This is a genomic window from Paenibacillus hunanensis (genome assembly GCF_014645615.1).
In the GTDB taxonomy this organism is placed as follows: domain Bacteria; phylum Bacillota; class Bacilli; order Paenibacillales; family Paenibacillaceae; genus Saccharibacillus; species Saccharibacillus hunanensis.
The window spans coordinates 96085-119625 of the sequence record NZ_BMMB01000011.1 but is presented as its reverse complement, the minus strand read 5'-3'; the positions used below and the strand labels follow the sequence as shown (position 1 = coordinate 119625).

17 protein-coding genes are annotated in these 23541 nt (G+C 44.3%); 12 read left to right on the top strand and 5 right to left on the bottom strand.

Annotated features, from left to right (window positions below):
- Nucleotides 1-422 precede the first annotated feature (422 nt).
- From IEX62_RS20665 to IEX62_RS20650, 4 genes are all read right to left on the bottom strand, one after another.
- On the bottom strand, nt 423-710 hold the full coding sequence (locus tag IEX62_RS20665; protein WP_188777850.1) for a YxcD family protein: 288 nt from the start codon (nt 708-710) through the stop codon (nt 423-425).
- Nucleotides 711-715: 5 nt separating this feature from the next.
- Nucleotides 716-1156, bottom strand: a complete 441-nt coding sequence (locus IEX62_RS20660) for a hypothetical protein (protein WP_188777833.1) — start codon at nt 1154-1156, stop codon at nt 716-718.
- Nucleotides 1157-1520: 364 nt separating this feature from the next.
- Nucleotides 1521-2084 (bottom strand): PadR family transcriptional regulator, encoded by a 564-nt coding sequence (locus tag IEX62_RS20655; protein WP_188777831.1) that lies wholly within the window; start codon nt 2082-2084, stop codon nt 1521-1523.
- Between the two features lie 600 nt (nt 2085-2684).
- Nucleotides 2685-3263 (bottom strand): beta-class carbonic anhydrase, encoded by a 579-nt coding sequence (locus IEX62_RS20650; protein WP_188777829.1) that lies wholly within the window; start codon nt 3261-3263, stop codon nt 2685-2687.
- A gap of 432 nt (nt 3264-3695) precedes the next feature.
- Here IEX62_RS20650 and IEX62_RS20645 point away from each other — a divergent pair, with 432 nt between their 5' ends.
- Nucleotides 3696-5213: a carboxypeptidase M32 gene (locus IEX62_RS20645; protein WP_188777827.1), complete on the top strand. Its 1518-nt coding sequence runs from the start codon at nt 3696-3698 to the stop codon at nt 5211-5213.
- Nucleotides 5214-5634: 421 nt separating this feature from the next.
- On the opposite strand, the gene IEX62_RS20640 is transcribed toward IEX62_RS20645, so the two are convergent.
- Complete coding sequence (locus IEX62_RS20640; RefSeq protein WP_188777825.1) at nt 5635-7173, bottom strand: hypothetical protein; 1539 nt, start codon at nt 7171-7173, stop codon at nt 5635-5637.
- A 581-nt stretch (nt 7174-7754) separates the two neighbouring features.
- Here IEX62_RS20640 and IEX62_RS20635 point away from each other — a divergent pair.
- The 11 genes from IEX62_RS20635 (at nt 7755) to miaA (ending at nt 23508) form a co-directional block, all read left to right on the top strand.
- Nucleotides 7755-8729 (top strand): aromatic acid exporter family protein, encoded by a 975-nt coding sequence (locus tag IEX62_RS20635; RefSeq protein ID WP_188777823.1) that lies wholly within the window; start codon nt 7755-7757, stop codon nt 8727-8729.
- Between the two features lie 192 nt (nt 8730-8921).
- Entirely contained in the window at nt 8922-9953 is a 1032-nt protein-coding gene (locus IEX62_RS20630; protein WP_188777820.1) for an ABC transporter ATP-binding protein, read from the top strand.
- Nucleotides 9931-10857 carry an ABC transporter ATP-binding protein gene (locus IEX62_RS20625; protein ID WP_188777818.1) on the top strand — a complete coding sequence of 309 codons (927 nt, stop codon included), beginning with the start codon at nt 9931-9933 and terminating at the stop codon, nt 10855-10857. The genes IEX62_RS20630 and IEX62_RS20625 overlap by 23 nt, the downstream gene beginning before the upstream one ends.
- Before the next feature lie 18 nt (nt 10858-10875).
- Complete coding sequence (gene opp4B / locus IEX62_RS20620) at nt 10876-11844, top strand: oligopeptide ABC transporter permease (RefSeq protein ID WP_188777816.1); 969 nt, start codon at nt 10876-10878, stop codon at nt 11842-11844.
- 75 nt (nt 11845-11919) lie between these two features.
- Complete coding sequence (locus IEX62_RS20615; RefSeq protein ID WP_188777848.1) at nt 11920-12819, top strand: ABC transporter permease; 900 nt, start codon at nt 11920-11922, stop codon at nt 12817-12819.
- Between the two features lie 39 nt (nt 12820-12858).
- Complete coding sequence (gene opp4A / locus IEX62_RS20610; protein WP_188777814.1) at nt 12859-14664, top strand: oligopeptide ABC transporter substrate-binding protein; 1806 nt, start codon at nt 12859-12861, stop codon at nt 14662-14664.
- 274 nt (nt 14665-14938) lie between these two features.
- The gene (locus tag IEX62_RS20605) at nt 14939-15823 is read left to right on the top strand and encodes a GNAT family N-acetyltransferase (protein ID WP_188777812.1); all 885 of its coding nucleotides are present in this window, start codon (nt 14939-14941) and stop codon (nt 15821-15823) included.
- A gap of 413 nt (nt 15824-16236) precedes the next feature.
- Nucleotides 16237-19062, top strand: coding sequence for a DNA mismatch repair protein MutS (mutS, locus tag IEX62_RS20600; protein ID WP_188777846.1), 2826 nt, complete (start codon nt 16237-16239; stop codon nt 19060-19062).
- Nucleotides 19063-19230: 168 nt separating this feature from the next.
- The gene (gene mutL, locus IEX62_RS20595; protein ID WP_188777810.1) at nt 19231-21615 is read left to right on the top strand and encodes a DNA mismatch repair endonuclease MutL; all 2385 of its coding nucleotides are present in this window, start codon (nt 19231-19233) and stop codon (nt 21613-21615) included.
- A gap of 118 nt (nt 21616-21733) precedes the next feature.
- Nucleotides 21734-22507, top strand: coding sequence for a class I SAM-dependent methyltransferase (locus tag IEX62_RS20590; RefSeq protein ID WP_188777808.1), 774 nt, complete (start codon nt 21734-21736; stop codon nt 22505-22507).
- Complete coding sequence (gene miaA, locus IEX62_RS20585) at nt 22504-23508, top strand: tRNA (adenosine(37)-N6)-dimethylallyltransferase MiaA (RefSeq protein ID WP_188777807.1); 1005 nt, start codon at nt 22504-22506, stop codon at nt 23506-23508. The genes IEX62_RS20590 and miaA overlap by 4 nt, the downstream gene beginning before the upstream one ends.
- Nucleotides 23509-23541 lie beyond the last annotated feature (33 nt).

Below are 23541 nucleotides of genomic sequence, written 5' to 3'. Positions count from 1 at the left end.
ATGATGAGTATATTCTACAAGCCCTTATTTTTATTGTCCAACTAAGTGTAGCCGATCCATTAAAGGATTTAATCAGTGTGTAGTTGATAGTGGGTTATTGTAAGTTGTTCGTTTATATAGTGAGGTGTAGGTTGATTTTTTAAGGGGAGAGAAGTTTATAATTTTTGAGCAAGGAGCAAGGAGCAAGGAGCAAGGAGCAAGGAGCAAGGAGCAAGGAGCAAGGAGCAAGGAGCAAGGAGCAAGGAGCAAGTGGAGAGCTCTGGAATATAGCTTAGTAGTGGAGAGTATGGGGAGGGACGTGCAATGAGTATCTATGCCTATATATTAAATACAGCATACAGCAATTCCATAAAGTATGTTCCAAGCAAAAAAATCCCCATCCGATATGATAATCGAATGGGGAAGGTTAGTTACATGTGGCATTAATCTCGGATGATGGCTTGAATCTCTTCTTCGTCATCATTCACGATCAGCTCAACTTGATCACGGAATACTCTCGCGTTGTATTCGGAAAACATGTAGCGCAGAATGGCTTCGTACAGATTACTTTCGATGAGATACTGGCTGCGTCCCAGTGACCACACCTCAGCAGTAAAGCCGGTATCTTCCTCCCAGGCTAGCTGAACCGTAACTTCGGTAGGCTTGATGCCTTTGCGTTCCGCAATGTTCAGACATACTGCATTAATAATCTCGTCCATGCTTAGCCGCATAGCCATTATCGTCTGTCGTAAGGGTCAGCTGGTTTTTTACGCTGACGAATCATACGATAAATGCCGCGAGCTGCAATAAAGAGTACATAAATAGCGAGCAGGTTGACGATCAGACCAAGGAAGTCACCGAAGCCGCCCATATTAGCGAACATACCGCCAAATAGCATACCTGCCAGACCACCGATCATCAGACCTGTGAACAGGCTACCGCCGCTGAAAAAGCCGCGTTTGCCAGTTGTTGCGTTAGCGCCAGTACCCGTATTTGAACGGTTCGTGCTGTTTACGCTACCGCTTGTATTATCAGAACGCTTTGGTGTCGTTGTGTACGATTTAGGTGCGGATTTAAAGCCACCGCCACCACGTCGTGCATCTGCATCACTTGCAAACGCGCCGAGCGAAGCAAAGAATACAGTAAATGCCATGAAGACCATAAGCACTTTTTTCATGATGTGTAAGTTCCCCCTGATAGGTTGGATTTTATTTGTATAGGAATTCTATAAAGGTAATACGGACAGTCAGCCTCTTCGTTTCACAAATTTTTAATAAAATCTCGTGAGGGCTATAATGATGCTCTGCTTGATCAAAAGAACAGCAAACGTTAGATCACCATAAAGTAGACCATAATAATCGATATAGATGATTGTAATCATGAATATCGTAAAGAGGCTATAAGCATTACACGATCTGCATCATGCTCAATACAAGAACACGAACAATCGCAGATGCAACTTCTGTCTGGTTCACTTGTGTATTCGCAAAGGGTGCCGGATGCTGTACTCGTATCCGGGTATAGCAAGAACAATAATCGGATTAATGGTGCTGTGGTTCAGATGGAACCTCAGGAATCGCTGCATTTTTCAGCATATCAATAACCCAGGTTGTCCATTCCATATTGGAACGAGCTGTACCAAGCGCTTTGTGACGCAAAATGTACAATCCAAAGTCAGGCGAACCAAAATGATGACTCTCATCAGACATTTTATGAATCGCTTGCTCAAAATAATGAATCTGCTCCTGATAGAAAATAGAGCGCTTGCGGAACAGGGCAATTGCGGTATCACGATCTGTGATCCACAGGCAGAACGCTTTCAAAACAAGTTCGTCACGAGATACAGGCTCGCCAGCTGGGAGCTGCATCCATTCTTGAAGCTTTTGCTCACCAAGTGGAGTAATAGCATAGATCTTTTTATCTGGCTTGTCGGTTTGTTTCACCCATTCAGCAGTAAGTAGCTGTTGTTCCTCCATACGGGACAACAATGGGTAAATTTGACTATGCTTCGCTTGCCAGAACGGTTGAATTCTGAGCATAAGGTCATAGCCTGAAGAACGATTACGGGCAAGTAATGCGAGTAAACCATAAGATAATGTATTCATAAGGCAGTCTCTCCTATCTTCGAGCAGCAAATCGGCCGATTTAAAATAAAGTGTACACTACAACTGTATGCTTTCGCAACAAACCATCACGTAAAAATGATAAAACCGTACAGTAACGAGACACATTTAGACAAACAATAGTCATAATTGGAAAAGGTTAAAGCAAAGATAACAACAGCTCAAAAAGCTTGAGATACCAATAAAATGGAGACATATCCGCAATATCAAAGGCTAAGCGAGACTCGTGCCAGCAGTGAGGGATCGGCCAATCCGCTGCATGGTATGGTGGAACAGTGTGCTTGTTGTACTAATATGCAAATTTTAGCAAAAATACTGTCATCTATGTTATGAGCAGTACATCACTTATGTACCCGTACGTTTGAAAAACAAAAAGGATTCAAAAAAGTTATTATTTTTTGAAATATTTTTTATGTATGTTTTGATAATGGACGGAAGACCCATATTCAATCTATGGATTTGCTTGAATGCGCAATGAAACGGAGAACGACAAAATAAAAAGGACACAAACATCGTTTGTGTCCTGGCGGCATATCGATCGCATCGCTGGCATATCGAATGCCAAACCTGCAGCCTGTTCCGCTAAATGGAAGATTTTTGTTGTTCGTAACCGTTAACGAGCAATTCCAATTGACCTGTCGAGGGATCAATGATCATGCCGTGCACGGGTACATGGGGGGGAAGTAATGGATGATTCTTAATCATATCCACGCTTTTCATTACCCCGTTCTTTTCATCGCCAAACCCTTGCAACCAAGTTTTCAAATCTATTCCAGAATGCTCTAAAGTTGTCAGGATTTCTGGAGAAATACCGCGCTCTTTAATTTCATTAATCATATGATCTGCATTCAGTGCAGCCATGCCGCAGCCATAGTGACCGCACACAATAACTTCTTCTGCCTGCAATTCATACAGCGCTACAAGCACACTGCGCATAACACTACCATAAGGGTGAGAAATAACAGCTCCTGCATTTTTAATGATTTTTGCATCGCCATTACGCAGGTTCATTGCACGTGGCAGTAGCTCCGTTAATCGCGTGTCCATACAGGTGACGACAACCAGCTTTTTATTAGGTATTCCGCTGGAAAGGTATGATTCGTAGGACTTGGACGAAACAAATTGTTCATTGTGCTCAAGAATGGAATGAATGGAATCCACAGTATCTCCTCCTGATTGATGCCTGATGGCATAGTGAATTTTAATTCTCTAACATGAATAAATATTCACGCTAGCTGCAAGAAGCATTGTGTCTGACAGACACAATTTTCAGATATTAAAATAATATACTTTTGGCTAAATTGCAAACCAAATGCTGGAATCTGAGCAAGACTTGAGATACGTCTATAATGTATTAGTACATCTGACTCTTCATGCAGCAACAGGTTGTCATGCGCTGGAAAGTGAATATCACGTGATGTCACATTGATTATAAGGCTTGAAAAACGTATCATCAAGCAGTAACATACTTTACCGTATCCGCTCTTTGTTGCGCTGGCCATACATCATCATGAGGTCATGGCAGGCAAGCTGCAACGTTCAGGGACATGGATCAGATTGACCAACATTATAAGGGCCGAAGGAGATCATAAGATGGAACAAAACGTACAGCAAGTAGTGAACTCATTCAAGCAGCTCGTACATAAGATTACGAGTTATTATGAAGCGCTCGGTCTGCTCGGCTGGGATCTGCGTACAGGAGCACCACGTAAAGGGGCTGAGCTTCGTGCAGAAACGATCGGTATTCTGGCTACAGAAGCGTTTAAGCTGTCTATTTCGGAAGAAATGGGTGGATATGTAGAATTTTTATCCCGTCCAGAGATCGCAGAGCAGTTAAGTGAGGTGGATCGTCGTTCTGTCAAAGAATGCAAGGCTGAATATGATCGCAGTCTCAAAATTCCACCAGAGCGTTTTCAAAAGTATTCCAGCCTGACGACTCATGCACAGACGGTGTGGGAGGAAGCAAAGCACAATAATGACTTTGTTGGCTTTGAGCCGCTGCTACGTGAGATTGTAGATATGAAGCGTGAATTTATCGATTACTGGGGTGTGAAGGAGACTCGTTACGATACGCTGCTCGATATGTATGAGCCAGATATGACCGTAGCGAAGCTGGATGCTGTCTTTGATCGACTCAAATCACGTCTTGTGCCATTACTGCAAAAGATTCAGCAGTCTGGCTATACGCCAGAGCATGATTTTCTCAAGCAAAATTATGATCTGCAAAAGCAAGAGGAGATTGGCCTGTTCCTGCTGAAGCAAATGGGTTATGACTTTGAAGCAGGACGTCTCGACGAAAGTGAGCATCCATTCGCAACAGGCTTAAATCCAGGCGATGTACGGATTACAACGCACTATTATCCAGATGATCTGCTCAGTGCGATCTTTAGCTCGCTGCACGAAGGTGGACATGCACTGTATGAGCAAAATATCTCGACTGATCTTGTAGGTACAGGGCTTGCTACAGGTACATCAATGGGAATTCACGAATCCCAATCTCGTTTCTGGGAAAATGTAGTGGGTCGCAGCCGTGTATTCTGGGATCAATACTATGATCGCCTACAGCAACTGTTCCCTGAGCAGCTTGGCACAGTAAATAAGGAACAGTTCTATCAGGCAGCGAATCGGGTGGAGAATTCACTGATTCGTATTGAAGCGGATGAGCTGACTTATAATTTGCATATTATTATTCGTTATGAAATCGAAAAAATGCTGTTCAATGAGAACCTTGCGGTTGCGGATCTGCCGAAGGTGTGGAATGCGAAGTACAAGGAATATCTCGGTATTGAGCCACCAACTGATGCGCTGGGTGTATTGCAAGATGTGCACTGGTCGGGTGGAGACTTTGGCTATTTTGCCTCGTATTCACTGGGTAATATGTATGCTGCACAAATGACGCATACGATGCGTAAGGAGCTACCACAATTCGAAGAATGGATTGCTGCGGGTAATCTGCTGCCGATCAAAGAATGGCTGACCGACAAAATTTATCGTTTTGGTAAGAGCAAAACGCCTTCCGAGCTGATTATGGATATTACGGGCGAAGAGCTGAATCCGGATTATCTGGCGGATTATTTGGAAGCGAAATACGCGGATATTTATAAGCTGTAATGGATTGAAGTAAGTGTTCGTTCGCCCTGGAAATAGCTGATTATGGACTAAACAGAACGTCTTGGCATTTGACGTGAATGGTTTGGAGAAATGAGTGGCGAAGGACGAGAGCACGAGATATTCTTGAGCAAGAGCAAGAGCAAGAGCAAGAGCAAGAGCAAGAGCAGTAAGAGTAAGAGTGGAGTTATGGAGGCAAAAAAGCTCGTATTGAACTACAATAAGCGTAGTTCAATACGAGCTTTTTGTTATGGATTTGAATAGAAACATGCGATTGATGCTATCACATGGTTTGATCCAATATAAAATTCTTTTTTTGAAAGTAGGTCCTATCACATCTATAGGCAGATCATCCATGTGATGGCTAAATCATAGAAGTCTACACGAATAATACGAAGCTTAAATTTTAATACTGTAGTATCATTTAAAACTCTCGCGTACGTTCAAACACGTGTTCTAGCGCTTGCCTATCGATTTCCAGAGTAGAAGCGTGCTGCTCATCTAACTGCTGCTGTAGCCCATCAAGTAGCTCATTGAGAGCAGTAGCGATTTCTTCACGTTCGATCGTATCAATACAGCCTGATTGGGCATCCAGCGTATTAAATGCTTCCGTGTACATCTCGATCATCGCGGTCAGCTGTGACATCAGACTTGTACTATCATGCGTGTGCTGCGCCCAATCGCGAATGTTTTTCAGACATTGCTTATATAGTGTGGCTGCTTTTTTAGCATCTGCGTGCTTGATATGCTCTCTTCCGTCCCAGTCGCGGAAGGGATTATTCAAGTTCTCAGCGAGCCATTCGGGCTTGCGTGGCTTGGTAATTTCCAGATCAAGCGTCGTTGCTGCCAGCTTTTTATAGCGAGCCTTGATTGATTTGGCAGCGTCAGCAGGGAGGCTGGTGAGCCAGAGCGTCTGTAGCTGTGGTAATTGCGATGGATCAGGGAAGTCGTCACCAGCGAATCCGAATAGATCGAAGGTGCTGAAAAATTGCAGAGCTTCCAGACGCGCAATAGAAGATACGCCTGACAGTGTACCTGGCTTGCCCCATAATCTTAATTCGCTTAGTGCTGGATAGGTTGCAGTCACCTCTTGCAGATCTAGCTGTTCGATACCGTGAATAAGCAGCGCTTGAAGCCGATTCAGTCCAGTTAATACGGGTGGTGTTGCTGTCACACTGAGTGTGAGTGCATGACCTTCTCCATCCGCATCGATATGTAATCCACCTGCCTGCTCGCCAACAAGGCTGAGAAATTCCATCTCCCTGTTAAGAGTGAGCTTCTGTAAAGAGCCTTGCCGTATAATCAAACGATTCAGATGAGTATCACTAAAATCCAGCTCAGTCATATCATGCTGGTCAATATGCAATTCGAGAATAAATGGATTGTGCTGTAAAAAAGGGATGATCGCAGCTGTAAAATGGTTTATTTCAATATGTGTCAGGCAATAAAGCTGTTCTAATGCAGCAATATCTGTATCGGAGGTGGGTGAAAAATTACGGAGGGTAGACGTGTTCTTTTTGACCGTCATGCCTGCAATGGTAACGGTACTCTCATCGCTACATGCCTGTTTAAATCGCTGTCTACGTTTCTCGTCAATCGCTTCCCATTTACGCTGCTCATATAGACTGTTGCCGATATCCCAATAGGTATCATAGGAGCGGCAGGGCTCTGTAACAAGTGGGGGAATATTGCCTGTAAGTATGTAATCTGCTGGAATCTCTGCTTCAACAAAGCGATGATCCCAATCATTATTCCAAAAATAAAAGCTACGAATCATCGGCTGGAGCTGATCCAGCTGGTCATGCTGAAGCGGCGTATCGCCTGACCAATCAAGCTGCACAATCGCAGCCAGAGTTTGCGAGCTTTTGCCATCAGACTCTTTAAGCTCTGTTACCTGACAGGCGGTATACTGTCCAAGCAGACTGGAATAAGCGCAATAAATATCTCCTACCGTCGGAATCATAATGATCTCCTTTCATTCCTACATACATAGCATTATAGAGAGCTTGAGCATGGCATACAAGAAAGGATACGCACATCCGAAAGTCTTCCTTACTATATAATAGAAAGAATAATAGAAAAGGGTGGAAGGTGACCGCTATAAGCTAAAAAATGACTGAGAAATTATGACAATAATTCCTGCGCGATGAAGAAGGTCATAGGTGATACTTATACATTAGAATCATAGCGCAACATATAATTATTGTTACATATCGGGCAATGAGGACAATAAATACTCTATCAATGAAGCGTAGGCTATCGATTCTATTGCTTCTATTGAATAGGATAATTGGAAATGATAAAGCTAATATTTGCATAAATTAAAATGGGCATATCGGGCAGTAATGCAGATTTTGGCAATGGATAAGCTCGTTATAGGTGTGTTTTTGCGCTTATTTTCACATTGTCGAATAGTTGAAAATAAAGTAGGATGAAAATGACATATCATTTGATTCGGAAAACGTGTGTAGGATGCGAACGCAGATTCAAATGAATTAAACAAATAGACAAATGGATAGAAGACAGGTAAGGAGAGAAAAACAAATGGGTTTCCGTGTGATCAAGACCGCTATTGCCGCTCTGCTGGCTGTCGTTGTAGCCAGTACGTTAGGGGTTCCGAGTGCAATGTCGGCGGCACTGCTTGCTATTCTGGGGGTGGATGTGACACGCAAGCGTAGCTTGATGACGATCTCGGCGCGTTTTTTTGCATCGTTGATCGGAATGATCTGTGCGTTTGTGTTATTTTCGGTATTCGGGTTTCAGCACTGGGTATTTGCGCTTTACATTCTGATTGCATTTCCGATCATTACGCGTGCAGGCTTTAGTGGAGGAATTGTGACCAGCTCGGTTGTTGTTGTCCATATTTACAACGGCGGCCTGTTAACGATGCATGCGATGCTAGTGGAGGTTGCACTGCTGCTGATCGGCCTTGGTTCGGCAGCTGTTGTCAATCTGGCGTATATGCCGAATCCACATGCGAAGCTTCATGCAATCAGATTGGAGATTAATGATCTGTTATCTCGCATGTTCGCTCAGATTGCACGTACGCTGGAGGACCCGAGTTACGTATGGGACGGCAAGGAAGTGATCGAAGCTGGTAAAAAGGTAGAGCAGGGACTCGTCGCTGCCAAGCGTGAGCAGGAAAATCAGTTTCTACATCCCGATGAATCCTGGATCGTGTACTTCTATATGCGTAAGCAGCATCTGGATTCGATTCAAAATATGATGCAGCTTGTATCTCAGCTCTATCGTAAAATGCCGCAGGCTGCGCGAGCAGGAGGAATTTTCGAGCAGCTTGCCGAAGATGTAAAGACACCGCATTATACAGGCAAAACAGAAGCGTTACTCGTTCGTTTTCAAGAGGAATTTAGTAAAATGGATCTTCCGGTAACACGAGAGGAATTTGAAGTGCATTCAGCGATCTTGCAGCTTTGTCGTGAGCTGGAGCAATATTTGAAAATTTCAAAGCGAGATAAAGCAAGAAACCCCTTGCTAAGTCAGGATAATAAGGTAAAATAAGGATAAGCCTATAGGCAGTAGCTATCACCGTTATAACAAACGGTGATAGCTTTTTTGTTAAAATCTTTTGACCAAATTGAAAAAAAGATAAATTTTATTGACCTATGGAAGATTATGAATATAAAATGATAACAATCTTATGAAGTAAGTTTACATGGCGTTAAAGTTTGAGATGAGGGGGCAACCAGAATTTTGAACACAGAACCGGTATTGCAAATCAAGGGTCTGACGGTGTCTTTTCGGATCAGGGATCAATATTATCCCGCTGTAGACCAGCTTGATTTAACGATTAACAAGAACGAGGTTTTGGCTATCGTCGGGGAATCCGGGTGCGGTAAAAGTGCGCTGGCACTTTCTCTTACACGGCTGCATGATAGCAAGAACACACGCATTGAAGGAGAGCTGCTCTTCAAGGGACAGGACTTAAACAAACTGTCTCCCGGACAAATGAACAAAATTCGGGGCTCTGAGATCGGTATGATCTTTCAGGACCCACTCACTGCTCTTAATCCGCTGATGACGATCGGCAGACAGATTGAAGAGAATCTGGATTATCATACATCGTTATCGAAGAAGGAAAAGACCAAGCTTATTTACGAATTACTCGAACATGTTAACATTGTTAACCCGCAACGTGTGTATGAGCAATATCCACATGAGTTGTCCGGTGGTATGAGGCAGCGCGTAATGATCGCCATTGCGATCGCGTGCCGTCCATCCTTAATTATTGCGGATGAGCCGACAACCGCATTGGACGTTACGATTCAATCGCAAATTCTCGACTTGCTCAAGCAGCTTCAATCGGAAACGGAAGCGGGTATCGTACTGATCACGCATGATCTTGGTGTTGTTGCCGAAATGGCGGATCGTGTTGTCGTAATGTACGCAGGGGAAGTCGTCGAGATCGCCAGTGTATATGAACTGTTTAACAATCCGCTCCATCCGTATACCCGCTCATTACTTGCTTCGATGCCGGCAGCCAATGCCGAGCAGGATCAGCTTCATGTGATTCAGGGACGTGTCCCTTCCTTGCAAAATATCCCGCGCGGTACATGCCGCTTTTCTGAGCGTATCCCGTGGATTCCGCAAACGGCCCATGCTGAGCAGCCAACATTGAATGAGGTTGGTACCGAGCACTGGGTACGCTGCACTTGTTATCAGCATTTTCATTTTGAAGATGAAGGAAAGGAGCACGTACTGGATGGCATTGCTGGAGCTAAATAACCTCAAGGTGCATTACCCGATTCGTGGCGGCTTTTTCCAGCGTGTAATCGATCATGTCAAGGCAGTAGATGGATTGTCCATCAGCATTGAGCCAGGAAAGACATACGGTTTAGTTGGTGAGTCTGGCTGTGGTAAAACGACGACGGGACGCGCCATTATCGGTTTGAACAAAATTACAGATGGAAAAGTAACCTTTGAAGGTCAGGATCTGACCCGAATAGCGCATAAAAATCAGCATCCACTGCGCCGTGATATACAGATGATCTTTCAGGATCCGTATTCTTCGCTTAATGCGAGAAAGCGTGTTATCGACATTATTGCCGAGCCACTGCGTAACTTCGAAAAGCTCAGTCCAGATGAAGAACGTCGTCGCATTCAGGATTTGCTGGAGCGTGTCGGTCTGAACCCGGAAGCGGCTTTCAAATATCCGCATGAATTTTCCGGCGGTCAGCGTCAACGGATCGGTATTGCGCGTGCACTGACGCTCAATCCGAAGCTGATCATTGCCGATGAACCAGTATCCGCATTGGATGTATCGGTACAGGCTCAAGTATTGAACTTTATGAAAGAGATTCAAAAGGAATTCAATCTTACGTATCTATTTATCAGTCACGATCTGGGTATCGTTCGCCATATGTGTGATCAGATCGGTATTATGTATCGAGGACGACTGGTCGAGCAGGGCAATACCGAGGATATTTATGATCACCCTCAGCATGTGTACACACGCCGCCTGATATCGGCGATTCCGAATATCGATCCAGGTCAGCGACAGGAGAGCGCGAAGCTGCGCCGAGAGATTATGTCTTCCTATCAGGATGACCTCAAACAACTACTTGACGCAGAGGGGAAACCGCTTGCGCTGAAAAGTATCAGTTCATCACATCAGGTAGCACTACCGTAACGTAAGGGGGAACTAATAATGTGGAAATTTACGCTTCGCCGTATTCTGATCATGATTCCCCAGCTGTTCGTGCTCAGTGTACTGGTATTTTTCGTAGCCAAAGCAATGCCCGGTGATGCGCTGACCGGTTTGATTCAAAATAATCCTAATTTGAGCCCGCAAATGATCGCTGAACAGCGTGAGCGCATGGGCTTGAATGATCCGGCGATGGTGCAATATGCACGTTGGGTCGGTAATTTGTTCCATGGAGATCTGGGTATATCGTATGTTCACAAAGTGGACGTAACGTATCTGATCGGTAGCCGTCTTGCCAACACCTTTTATCTTGGCGTAGCTATTCTTATTCTTACTTATATCATTTCGATTCCACTTGGTATTCTTAGTGGACGTTATCAGAACAGTTTGCTCGATAAGACTATTACGGGTTATACGTACTTAAGCTTTGCTACACCATTATTTATTTTTGCACTTGTTGTCGTGTTTGTGTTTGGGTTCCAGTTAGGCTGGTTTCCAACGAGTGGTAGTGTAGATGCCGGCGTACAGCCAGGCACATGGGATTATTTTATGAATCGGCTTCATCACTTGTTGTTGCCTGCGTTTGCTGGGGCTTTTGTAAGTACAACAGCGACCATTCAGTATTTACGCAATGAGGTTATTGATACTCGTTTGAAGGACTTTGTTAAAACAGCTCGTTCTAAAGGTGTACCAGAATCGAAAGTATATTCTCGTCACATCCTGCGCAATTCGCTGTTACCAATCGCCGCTTTTCTGGGCTATGACCTGACTGCGGTACTGGCAGGTAACTTGTTTATCGAATCGATCTTTGGTTATCCAGGACTGGGTCAACTGTTCCTACAATCCATTACACAGCGTGACTTCTCTGTTGTTACAGCACTCGTTATGATCTCAGGTCTGCTTGCCCTTATAGGTACATTGCTGTCCGATATCATTTTGAGCTGGGTCGATCCGCGTATTCGGATTAGCTAACACGCGAAGATTACCATAACGGGATAGATCATCCCGGTATCTGAACATGAACGGAGGAAGAGACTGAGTATGGGAATGCGTGCAGAAACATTTGCTCCTGCTGAAACGATTCAAAAGTCACCATCCAGTTGGTCGATTCTGGGCAGGGAATTAATTAAAGATAAGCTGGCAATGAGTTCACTGGTGTTTTTAATTATATTTTTGATTGCAATTTACGGTTCTACCTTCTTTATTGATCAGGCAGCTGTTACCAAGGTCGATCTGATGTCGATTAAGGCGCCACCAAGTAGCGATCACTGGCTCGGTACAGACCTTGCTGGTCGAGATATTTTCGGTCAGGTCGTATTGGGGGCACGTAACTCCTTTACAATTGGCTTTATGATTACCATATTGGCTGCAGCAATTGGCTTGACGATTGGTTTGATCGCTGGATTTTTCGGTGGAATAATCGATAATGTGATCATGCGTTTTATTGATTTCGTGCTTGTATTGCCATTTCTAATGCTCGTTATCGTCTTTGTTACGATTGTGCCAAAGTATGATATATGGGCATTCATATGGATTATGACCGCCTTCCTCTGGGTCGGCAAAGCAAGGCTAATTCGCGCTAAAGTGCTTGCTGAGCGAGAACTGGACTATGTACAGGCTTCCAAAACGCTAGGTACGCCAAACTGGAAAATTATTGCGTTTGGTATTTTGCCTAACCTTAGCTCCATTGTCATCGTTAACATGACGCTCAACCTGGCTGGTAATATCGGTATTGAGACAGGCTTGTCCTACCTCGGTTTCGGTCTTCCGGACGGTACACCAAGTTTGGGTACAATTGTCAGTAACGCAACTGACCCGAACATTTTACAGAACTACTGGTGGATGTGGTTACCAGCATCGCTGCTGATTTTGGTTCTTATTCTGGCAATTAACTTTATCGGTCAAGCTTTGAAACGTGCGACAGATGCCAGACAGCGGTTGGGATAATAAATGTAAGGCATGTTTATCAAAAAAGGAGGAAGGTTTATGTTGGGAAGTAAAAAGAGAAGTCTTAAAACATTATCCATTCTAATGATCGCGCTGGTATTGGTGCTATCTGCGTGCACTAAGAGCACGCCTGCAACGGATACATCTTCAACAACTCCGCAAACAAATGAGGCAACAAAGGACACAGGTAAGTTCCCAAAAGCAGCAACAAATCAAAATCCAGCTATTCAAGGTGGTACGATGACATACGGTCTCGTATCGGATACACCATTTGAAGGTATTTTGAACCCTGTATTCTACAGTGGTAATCCTGACTTTGAGGTTATCCAATTCTTCTATCCTTCTTTGTTTAACAATGATGCAAGCTTTAACATTAAAGACGGTGGTGCCGCTACACTGAGTTTCTCTCAAGATAACAAAACGGCAACTGTAAAAATTGATGACAAGCTAAACTGGACTGATGGTAATCCAGTAACAGCCGAAGATTATGCATTTGCATTTGAAGTCATCGGTAACCCAGACTATGATGGTGTGCGTTACGACTCCACCTTTACAAATATCGTGGGCATGGAAGACTACCATGCTAAAAAAGCAAAAACAATCTCTGGTATTAAAGTTGTAAACGATAAAGAACTGCAAATCTCCTTCATTAGCCCAGATCCAAGTATTAAGGCTGGTCTGTGGTCTTACCCACTGGAGAAAAAGGTATTTGGCGACATTCCAGTAGCTAAAATGTCTTCTTCTGATCCAGTTCGTAAAAACCCAATTGGTTATGGACCATTCAAAATCAAATCGATGGTTACAGGTGAGTCTGTACAATTCGAAGCAAACAAAGACTACTTCCATGGTGCACCGAAGCTCGATGGTGTAAACCTGAAAGTGGTTAATCCAAGCGTTATTGTTGAATCTCTTCGTTCCGGTGATATCGACATGGCTAGCTTCCCAACAAGCGCCTACGATGAAAAAACACTGCCTACGAACATCGAAATGCTCGGTGTACAGGATCTGGCATACTCCTACCTTGGCTTCAAGCTCGGTAAATGGGACAAATCCAAGGGTGAAAATGTAATGAACCCGGATGCAAAAATGGCAAACAAATCATTGCGTCAAGCAATGGGCTATGCGATGAACAATGCACAGGTTGGTGAACAGCTGTATCATGGTCTGCGTACAGCAGCATCCTCGCTGATCATCCCTGCATTCTCTGATTACTATGATCCAAGCATCAAAGGTTATACGTATGATCCGGAAAAAGCAAAACAATTGCTGGATCAAGCCGGTTATGTAGATAAAGATGGCGACGGCTTCCGTGAAGATCCTAAGGGTAATAAACTAGTAATTAACTTTGCTTCTATGAGTGGTGATAGCGTTGCTGAGCCACTGGCACAATTCTACATCCAGAACTGGAAAGATGTTGGTCTGAATGTACAATTGCTGGATGGTCGTCTGCAAGAATTCAACTCCTTCTACGATCGTATTGAAAAAGATGATCCAGACGTAGACATCTATTCTGCAGCATGGGGAACAGGTACAGACGTGAATCCAGCAGGTCTGTATGGACGTACAGCACAGTTTGACTACTCCCGTTATACAAGCGAAGAGAATGACAAACTGTTGAAAGAAGGCGTGTCTGAGAAAGCATTTGACAATGCTTACCGTAAAGATGTGTACAAGCAATGGCAAGAGCTGATGATCGAAGACGCACCAGTTATCCCAACACTGTATCGTTATGGTCTGACTGCAATCAACAAACGTATTAAAAACTTTGATATCTCCTATGGTAGCGGCTATGGCGGTGACGCATTGGCTGGTATTGAATTGACTTCTGAAACTCCGATTAAATAAGCTTTAATCAAGTCCATTGACCAGCTGAATCAAAATTAATATGATTCAGCTGGTTAATTTTGATTATTAAATAGCATATGTTTGAAGCTGTTCCTTTTATGCTGTGTTTACATAACAACGAGGAGTATAACAATTTCGACATTAGTTTAATAAATATATCCTTTCTGGATATTCTTAATTTGTTTGAAAATTCATTTTCATAAGAAATATATTCAAATACTACGATAATTTTGCTAAAAAAGTAATTTAATACATTATTAAAAAGAGGATTATTATGGAAAAAACAATAAGTTTAGAAGAATTATGTGAATTTATATGTAATTTGAACACTATTGAAAGTCATAGTATTGGTTATTGTGGAGATAATTTAATAGATATTAAAAACTCTTTAATGAATGAATTTGAGGCTCCGTACACATGGGATAAAAGTTTCTTTTTAAAAAAAGACGAGAGTGGAATAAAAACTGTCATTGGTCTGAACATTGATGAAAAAGAAAAAGTTGCAGAAGTTTGGGGTCCATATAGCAAAGATATCAACGAAGATTGGGAAAAACAGTACAAAGAGTTATGGAAATTAATTGTGATCAAATATAAGAATATGATTGAGCAGTATTGTTTTTTTTGCAATGTGAAAAATATTAGAGCTCAAGCATTTATCAAATCTATAGGTGCTCAAGAAACTGGTAAACATGTTGTTTTAGAATTAAAAAAAGTAAATCTGAGTAGTATCACTAGACAGACTGATCCCAACATATCCCCTATAAAGTTTGAGGATTATAGCGAATTTAAAGAACTTCATGATGAGCTTTTTGCAAACTCTTATTATACAGGTGAGGAAATAATAAGACTAATCAATAGTGATGACCAGTATAAACTTTTTACGTATACAGACAATGATGTGTTTAGTGGATACTTATTATGCCGTGTAGATGAATTTGAATTATATATAGAATATATAGGTGTAAAAGATGCTTTTAGACGACAGGGCATTGGTTCTAAATTAGTAGAGTATATTCAATTTAAGTTATTTGAATATACTTATATAAACAGCATATTAGTCTGTATTAATTCAAATAATTATAATTCCAAAAGAATTTTTGAGAGGTCTGGATTTTGTTTAAAGGAATATAATATTTCATATGTACTTAAAAATGATTAATGAAATAAAGTTGTAGCTTCCTTTTATTTGTTAAAGGAAACTACAACTTTATTTTATATCACTTATCTAAAGATAGATTAAACAATAAAGTCTTTATCGTATTTTGATTTTAATCATAGAGTGATTTTATGTAATAGATACCTGCAAAATTAAAAATGAATGTTGAAATATTTGTGGTTAAGTTTTCATGTATAATATAAGAAGTGTATGTTCAATGACAATCGGTCTAGGCATATTTTATCATTAACAAATTTATTTCAAGTAAGTTTGAAATGCCTTCATTCTTGATGCTTGAATAAATTTTAAGATAGTATTGTTTATATAGCGACTAGCGACGTTTTAGAATTATTTAATTTTAAAAGTTTAAAATTTAGTAAGCCTTGATTTAATACACGTTTGTCTGGAGGGGCATGATGAATCAATATACACCGATGATGCAGCAGTATCTTAATATAAAAGAGCAAGCACAGGATGCGTTCCTGTTTTTCCGGCTGGGGGATTTTTACGAGCTGTTTTTTGATGATGCGATCCTGGCTGCTAAGGAGCTAGAAATCACACTAACAGGTAAAAATGGCGGTCCGCCGGAGCGGATTCCGATGTGCGGTGTACCCTATCATTCGGCAGAGGGCTATATTCATCGTCTGATTGAAAAAGGCTACAAAGTCGCAATCTGTGAACAGGTCGAGGACCCGGCAACAGCCAAAGGCATCGTCAAGCGCGAAATCATTCGTGTTGTGACACCCGGCACGATGATGGAGAGCAAGGCGCTAAGCGACAAAGCGAACAATTATATGATCTGTGTAACCGAGCTGGACGGTAAGATGGCACTGGCGGCATGTGATCTATCGACAGGAGAGCTACATGTCACCTCTTCGCCAGCTTCACAGGAATGGCTGCGAGACGAGCTTGGATTATATGAGCCATCCGAAATTATTGGTCAGGTAGAGCTAGTGGATGATGCCTATCGTCAAGCCGCTCAGCTTGGACGAAAAATTTTGTATACACCCTGGGAGAAGCAGCGTGAGGAGCTGGCACGTCAGCAGTTTGGCGAAGCGGCATGGGCGCGACTGGATGAAGAGCGTCAAGCCTGTGTAGCGCTGTTAATCGCCTATTTGAGTGAGACCCAAAAGCGTTCACTCGGACAGCTCACCCATATTAATGCATATGAGCCCGAAAATTATATGATTTTGGATCCTTTCACTCGTCGTAATCTGGAGCTGGTAGAGACTGTACGAGAGCGTTCTCGCAAAGGGACTTTATTATGGCTACTGGATCGCACCGAAACACCAATGGGTGGACGGATGCTACGCCGTTGGATCGATAAGCCGCTATTGTCCAAACGACTGGTTGAGGAGCGTCTGGAAGCGGTAGAGAAGCTACATCAGGGACTCATACTGCGTGAGGACTTGAAAGGACAGCTTAAAGGCATCTACGATCTGGAGCGTTTAGTTGGACGGATGGCATTTGGTACGGCTAATGGCCGCGATATGCTTGCTCTGCGTGATTCGCTTATGCGTATTCCAGAGCTACGCATGATGTGCGAGGATTCGCCATCGTCTACGCTACAGCAGATTGCGGCGCATCTGGATGAATGTGCTGATCTGGCAGAAGCGATTGGTCATGCTATCGTGGATGATCCACCGATCTCTGTACGTGAAGGTGGCTTGATCCGCAAAGGCTATCATGAGCATCTGGATGAGCTACGCGAAGCAAGCGTGAACGGTAAGCGCTGGATTGCTGAGCTAGAGGCAGCAGAGCGTGAAGCGACAGGTATTCGTTCGCTCAAAATTGGGTATAACAAAGTATTTGGCTATTATATTGAAGTAACACGTTCTAATCTGGCGCAATTGCCAGAGGGACGTTATGAGCGTAAGCAGACGCTGGCAAATGCAGAGCGATTCGTTACGCCGGAGCTGAAAGAGAAGGAAGCACTCATTCTGGAAGCACAGGAAAAAATGGTCGATATTGAGTATGATCTGTTTGCAGAGCTGCGTAATCGTATCTCGACACAGGTTGCACGTCTCAAGCTACTGGCAGAAAAGGTAGCCGAGATCGATGTGTACCAATCTTTTGCTACAGTGAGTGCAGAGCGTGGCTTTGTGAAGCCTGTTCTAACCGAGCAATATGATCTGCGTATTGCGGATGGGCGTCATCCAGTCGTTGAGGCTGTGATGAATAATACGAATTTTATTTCCAATAGTACGGATATTACAGAGGCAGGCGCGAACATACTGCTTATTACAGGCCCAAATATGGCGGGTAAGAGTACGTATATGCGTCAGGTTGCATTGCTGTCGATTATGGCACAGGTCGGATGCTTTGTGCCAGCAGGTGAAGCGGAGATTCCTATGGTGGATCGCATCTTTACACGGATTGGGGCAGCCGATGATCTGATTGGTGGACAAAGTACATTTATGGTGGAAATGGCAGATATTCAGGTCATGACTGAGCGTGCGACTCGTCGTAGCTTGATCATTATTGATGAATTGGGACGCGGAACGTCCACCAGTGAAGGAATGGCAATCGCTCAGGCTGTTATTGAATATGTGCATCATGAGATTGGCTGTAAAGCGCTGGTGTCGACACATTTTCACGAGTTAGCACATCTGGAAGAGACGCTGGAGCATTTGAGTAATTTCTCTATGGCCGTACGTGAGAGTGGAGATAAGGTACACTTTTTGCGTAAGCTTGTGCCGGGTGCGGCGAGCAGCAGCTATGGCATCTACTGTGCTCAGCTGGCAGGCTTACCAGGTAGCATTATCAGTCGTGCCAATGTGCTATTAGAGCGAATGGAGCAGGCGGCAACGACGACTGTGGTCGCAGGGGATGATACGAACGACTTCACAACCTCCTCCGTAACGACACGCAAGGCGAATGAGGCAACAGGTCTGCGTGAAGAACCAGCCGCTTATGCCGCTGTGTCAGCTAGAGAGCAGATTGCTGTACTGGATGCCGCCGAGCCGGAACCAGCGGCAGACCGCACGATAGCCCGTCAAACAGCAGACAATCAGCAATTATCGCCTACAGCAACAGAACAGTCTGTGACACCGCAACAGGATCAGGAGATTGTCCAGCTGTCTATTTTCGGTGAAGAGGAAGTGAAGCCTACTCGAATCAAAGAAGATCCGCTGACCAAGCAGATCATTAGCCAGATTCAAGGGGCAGATCTGATGAATATGACACCGCTGCAAGCGATGCAGCTATTAAACGAACTAAAAATGAAAACGATGCGTGCGTAAATGAAGGTTATGGCTGCTGTACAGCTTTATATAGTTAATGAAGCATTAGAGTCGTATATCGAATGTACGTACTCCACGCAACTGTAATGAGTAGAGTGTAAATGATCTGAAATAGATATCTTGAGATAGCTATACGATCTATTGCTTTGTCAGAAAGGAGGAAAAAGAATGGGGAAAATTCGTGTTTTGGATGAGCATATTGCCAACCAGATTGCGGCTGGCGAGGTAGTAGAGCGTCCCGCTTCTGTCGTGAAGGAGCTAGTGGAAAATGCGATTGATGCGAAGGCGACCCGGATTGATGTGTATATTGGCGAAGGTGGGCTGGAGTCGATCCGTGTACAGGATAATGGACTTGGCATCGCCGCAGAGGATTGTGAGACGGCCTTTTATCGTCATGCGACCAGTAAGCTGGCAGATGATCGTGACCTGTACCAGATTACAAGCCTGGGTTTTCGTGGAGAAGCATTGCCAAGTATTGCCGCAGTATCCAAGGTTGAGCTGCTCACAAGCGTTACAGACGATGGAGCAGGTCGACGTTTGATTATTGAAGGTGGTACGCTCAAAAGTAATGAGGATGATGCTGCTCCTCGTGGCACCGATTTCCGTGTGAATGCACTCTTTTACAATACGCCAGCACGGCTAAAATATATGAAAACAGTCCAGACTGAGCTTGGACATATTTCCGATATGATGTATCGTATCTCGCTCGCGCATCCTGAGATTGCCTTTACGCTGCGACATAATAATAACCTGCTGCTCCAGACGCCTGGCAGTGGCGATATGTTACAGGTCATTGCAGCTGTCTATGGTACGTCGGCAGCCAAGATGGTGCTGCCGATCAACAGCGATAGTCTGGATTACCGAATCGATGGCTTTATCGGACGCCCCGAGATTGCGCGCGCGAATCGTAATGCGATGTCCGTGATCGTCAATGGACGCTATGTTAAAAATTATGCGGTGAATCAGGCGATTCTACGCGCCTATCACACATTGTTGCCAATTAACCGTTATCCACTAACTGTACTGCGTTTGGAGATGCATCCTTCACTTGTCGATGTGAATGTGCATCCTGCTAAGATGGAGGTACGCTTCAGTAAAGAGCCAGAGCTAATGCAATTTGTTGAGGAAGCCGTGCGGCAGGCTTTACGTCGAGAAATTCTGATTCCGCATGTGACCAAGCAAACGGTCAAGCGTGGCAACAGTGAATCTGTCATTCAGGAGCAGTTTAATTTCACGCGTCCGCAGGCTGATGCTTATGCGGGCAATGATTTATTTTCACCAGCAGGAGAGATGCATTCAGCGTCGAGTGCGGGTACTGGAGCCAGAAACGGTGAAGACATCGGCGAACTGGATGCACCTTATGTACCGCCGCTCACGGATCAGGATATTCCACCCCATCATCCGACTCAGCAGGGGATAGTAACAGATGGGTCTAATCTGCACGGAGCATCCCTAGAGACTGATATCAATGGAAATCACACTGCCAGCCAGTCGGATGCTGGAGCGACTACTCAGCAGCCAACGGTCATTCAGCATAGGGAGCTGGCTTCAAACGCTGCATCACAGCAACCGTCTGTCTTGTCTACAAATAATGGGCAACTATCATATAAGGATAGTGAAAATGGTGGGGCTAATCAGCAACAAGCTCAGACAGGTGATGACCAACAACCATTCACTAACCCTATGCGTGAGACATCGCCTGTAGGGGATTCCGCGGTATCCGCTTCAATCCATAGCCCTTTATCTAATGGGCTATCGTCAACGATGCCGTCTACACCACCTACTGGTACGTCCATACAAAGTAATCCAGCTGCTACGACTGCTTCATCTGGCGTTCGCGAGCGTCCTGCAAGCTATACACCGGATAAGCGCGTATCTGCTCCTCATTCGCGTTCACAGCAGCGTCCTGGAGCAAGTCGGACGATTCCAGCTGAACTGCTTTATGGTACAGCAGATGAGCCGGATGTGCCGGAATTTCCAGAGATGACGCTTATCGGTCAGCATCATGGAACGTATCTGATTGCGCAAAATGATGAAGGCTTATTCCTGATTGATCAGCATGCTGCGCATGAGCGAGTGAATTATGAGTTTTATTATGAAAAATTTGGTCAGCCGGAATCGGCTTCACAGGAGCTATTGTTACCGATCACACTGGAATTTACACGCGCCGAAGCAGATAAATTGAAGGATCGTTTACACTGGTTTGAACGTGTTGGTGTCTATTTGGAGCACTTCGGTGGTCAGACGTTCCGAGTATGTGCCTATCCGTACTGGTTCCCTAAAGGAGAAGAGCAGCGTGTCATTGAAGAAATGGCAGAGTGGGTGCTGAGCGAACGCAAAATTGATCTTGCCAAGCTGCGTGAGCAGGCGTCTACGCTCTGTTCGTGTAAGGCATCGATCAAAGCGAATCAGCGCTTGACAGATATGGAAGCACAGACGTTAATCAAGCGATTATCTGCATGTCGACAGCCATATACATGTCCGCATGGACGTCCAATTGTTGTATCCTTCTCCAGCTACGATCTGGAAAAATTGTTTAAACGGGTAATGTAAGGGGAAGCAGTCTCGTCAGAGGTGATGTACGATCCTAATTTAGTTAAGCTAGGAATCGCTTATACTTTGATGTGTGAGACTGCTACTGGTTACCGCAAGAAGAATGGAGAATGAAGCTATGTTAATAACTACAGGCGATGAGCCTTCGGTAGCCACGCTAGAGCGTGCCCAAAAGCTGGCGGAGGAGTTCGCTGTACGCTATGTCCCGCGCAGAGGACGATCGGTGACACGACTGGCAAGCGATAATGGCAATGTGCCTGTCATGGTACTGGTTGAAAATGAAGTACGACTCGTGCAGCCTGGTGAAAAAGCGATGTTCTTCCATCCGAGTATGGCATTTGTCCGTGCTAAGCGCTTGCTCAAGGGTGAGGAGGATGTGATGGTCAGTACAGCAATGCTCAAGCCAGGAGATCAGATACTGGACTGCACCGCAGGTCTTGGTGCTGATTCGCTCGTATTTGCGCTGGCAACTGGGCCTACTGGCTCAGTAACTTCACTCGAAAGCTCGTTGCCCTTATCGATGCTGTTAACCGAAGGGCTTCGCAGTCATAAAACAGGTCTTTTGCCTTTTGATGAAGCGATGAAGCGCATCGAAGTAGTCAATCAGAATCATCTATCGTATCTAAGCCAATTGCCGGATAAAAGTATGGATATCGTCTATTTTGATCCGATGTTTCGAGAGGCAGTGCATGAGTCGGCTGCTATTGCGCCACTACGTGGCTTTGCGAATGATCATGCACTTCATCCCGATGCGATTGCCCATGCCATACGTGTTGCACGAAAAGCGGTGCTGCTCAAGGAAAAATGGGACAGTCCCGAATATGAACGTCTTGGATTCAAGCGTATCCGACGTAAAAAGTCGAAAATAGAATATGGAGTGATTTACCCATGAATACGCCGTTTGGGCCAACGGGTCACACAACAGACAAGCCCAAGCTGCTTGTATTGATCGGACCGACTGCGGTCGGAAAAACCGCAATAAGTATTGAAATTGCCAAGCGATTTGACGCAGAAATTATCTCTGGTGATTCTATGCAGGTGTACCGTGGTATGGATATCGGTACAGCTAAAATCAAGCCAGAAGAAATGCAAGGCATTCCCCACCATCTGATCGACATTCACGATCCGAGCGAAGCGTTCTCGGCAGCCGAGTTTCAACAACGCTGTCGGGAGCTAATTCCGGATATTAGTAGCCGCGGTAAATTGCCATTTATCGTTGGTGGTACAGGACTATATGTGGAATCGGTCAGCTATGAATTTCAGTTTAGCGAGAGCGGAGCAGATGAGGAATTTCGCCGTGAACAGACGGAATATGCAGAGCAGCACGGCGCACAGGCGCTGCATGATCGCCTCGCTGCTGTTGATCCGCAAACGGCTAATCGACTGCATCCGAATGATCAACGACGCATTATCCGCGCGCTGGAGGTACATCATTTGACTGGAGTAAAGCTGTCTGACCAGCTTGCAGGCCAGACTCGCACCTCGCCATATGAATTGTGTATCGTCGGTTTGACAATGGATAGGGAAATGCTATATAAACGTATTGAAGCACGGATTGATCAGATGCTGGATGAAGGCTTGCTGGATGAGGTGCAGCATCTGCTGAATCAGGGATATACCCCCGGAATGGTGGCGATGCAGGGGCTGGGCTACAAAGAGATTGCTACCTATCTGACTGGTGGCACAAGCCTGAAAGAAGCAGTTGTTTTGCTCAAGCGCGATACGCGGCGCTTTGCCAAACGACAGCTATCCTGGTTCCGCCATATGCATGATATTCACTGGGTGGATGTGACTGATGTGGAAAATAAAGAACAGCACATCGATAAAGTATATGACATTGTAGCAGGAACTTTATACCGCGATAGGGAATATACTTCAACAACTCCAGTGTGAGTGATCTGCTCACACGGTGTAAAATGAGAAAGG

Coding starts and splice junctions, on each gene's coding strand:
- opp4B (WP_188777816.1), top strand. CDS start 10,876: ATGTGGAAATTTACGCTTCGCCGTATTCTGATCATGATTCCCCAGCTG.
- IEX62_RS20655 (WP_188777831.1), bottom strand. CDS start 2,084: ATGAATACATTATCTTATGGTTTACTCGCATTACTTGCCCGTAATCGT.
- IEX62_RS20615 (WP_188777848.1), top strand. CDS start 11,920: ATGCGTGCAGAAACATTTGCTCCTGCTGAAACGATTCAAAAGTCACCA.
- miaA (WP_188777807.1), top strand. CDS start 22,504: ATGAATACGCCGTTTGGGCCAACGGGTCACACAACAGACAAGCCCAAG.
- IEX62_RS20660 (WP_188777833.1), bottom strand. CDS start 1,156: ATGAAAAAAGTGCTTATGGTCTTCATGGCATTTACTGTATTCTTTGCT.
- IEX62_RS20665 (WP_188777850.1), bottom strand. CDS start 710: ATGCGGCTAAGCATGGACGAGATTATTAATGCAGTATGTCTGAACATT.
- IEX62_RS20625 (WP_188777818.1), top strand. CDS start 9,931: ATGGCATTGCTGGAGCTAAATAACCTCAAGGTGCATTACCCGATTCGT.
- IEX62_RS20645 (WP_188777827.1), top strand. CDS start 3,696: ATGGAACAAAACGTACAGCAAGTAGTGAACTCATTCAAGCAGCTCGTA.
- opp4A (WP_188777814.1), top strand. CDS start 12,859: ATGTTGGGAAGTAAAAAGAGAAGTCTTAAAACATTATCCATTCTAATG.
- mutS (WP_188777846.1), top strand. CDS start 16,237: ATGAATCAATATACACCGATGATGCAGCAGTATCTTAATATAAAAGAG.
- IEX62_RS20640 (WP_188777825.1), bottom strand. CDS start 7,173: ATGATTCCGACGGTAGGAGATATTTATTGCGCTTATTCCAGTCTGCTT.
- IEX62_RS20635 (WP_188777823.1), top strand. CDS start 7,755: ATGGGTTTCCGTGTGATCAAGACCGCTATTGCCGCTCTGCTGGCTGTC.
- IEX62_RS20605 (WP_188777812.1), top strand. CDS start 14,939: ATGGAAAAAACAATAAGTTTAGAAGAATTATGTGAATTTATATGTAAT.
- mutL (WP_188777810.1), top strand. CDS start 19,231: ATGGGGAAAATTCGTGTTTTGGATGAGCATATTGCCAACCAGATTGCG.
- IEX62_RS20590 (WP_188777808.1), top strand. CDS start 21,734: ATGTTAATAACTACAGGCGATGAGCCTTCGGTAGCCACGCTAGAGCGT.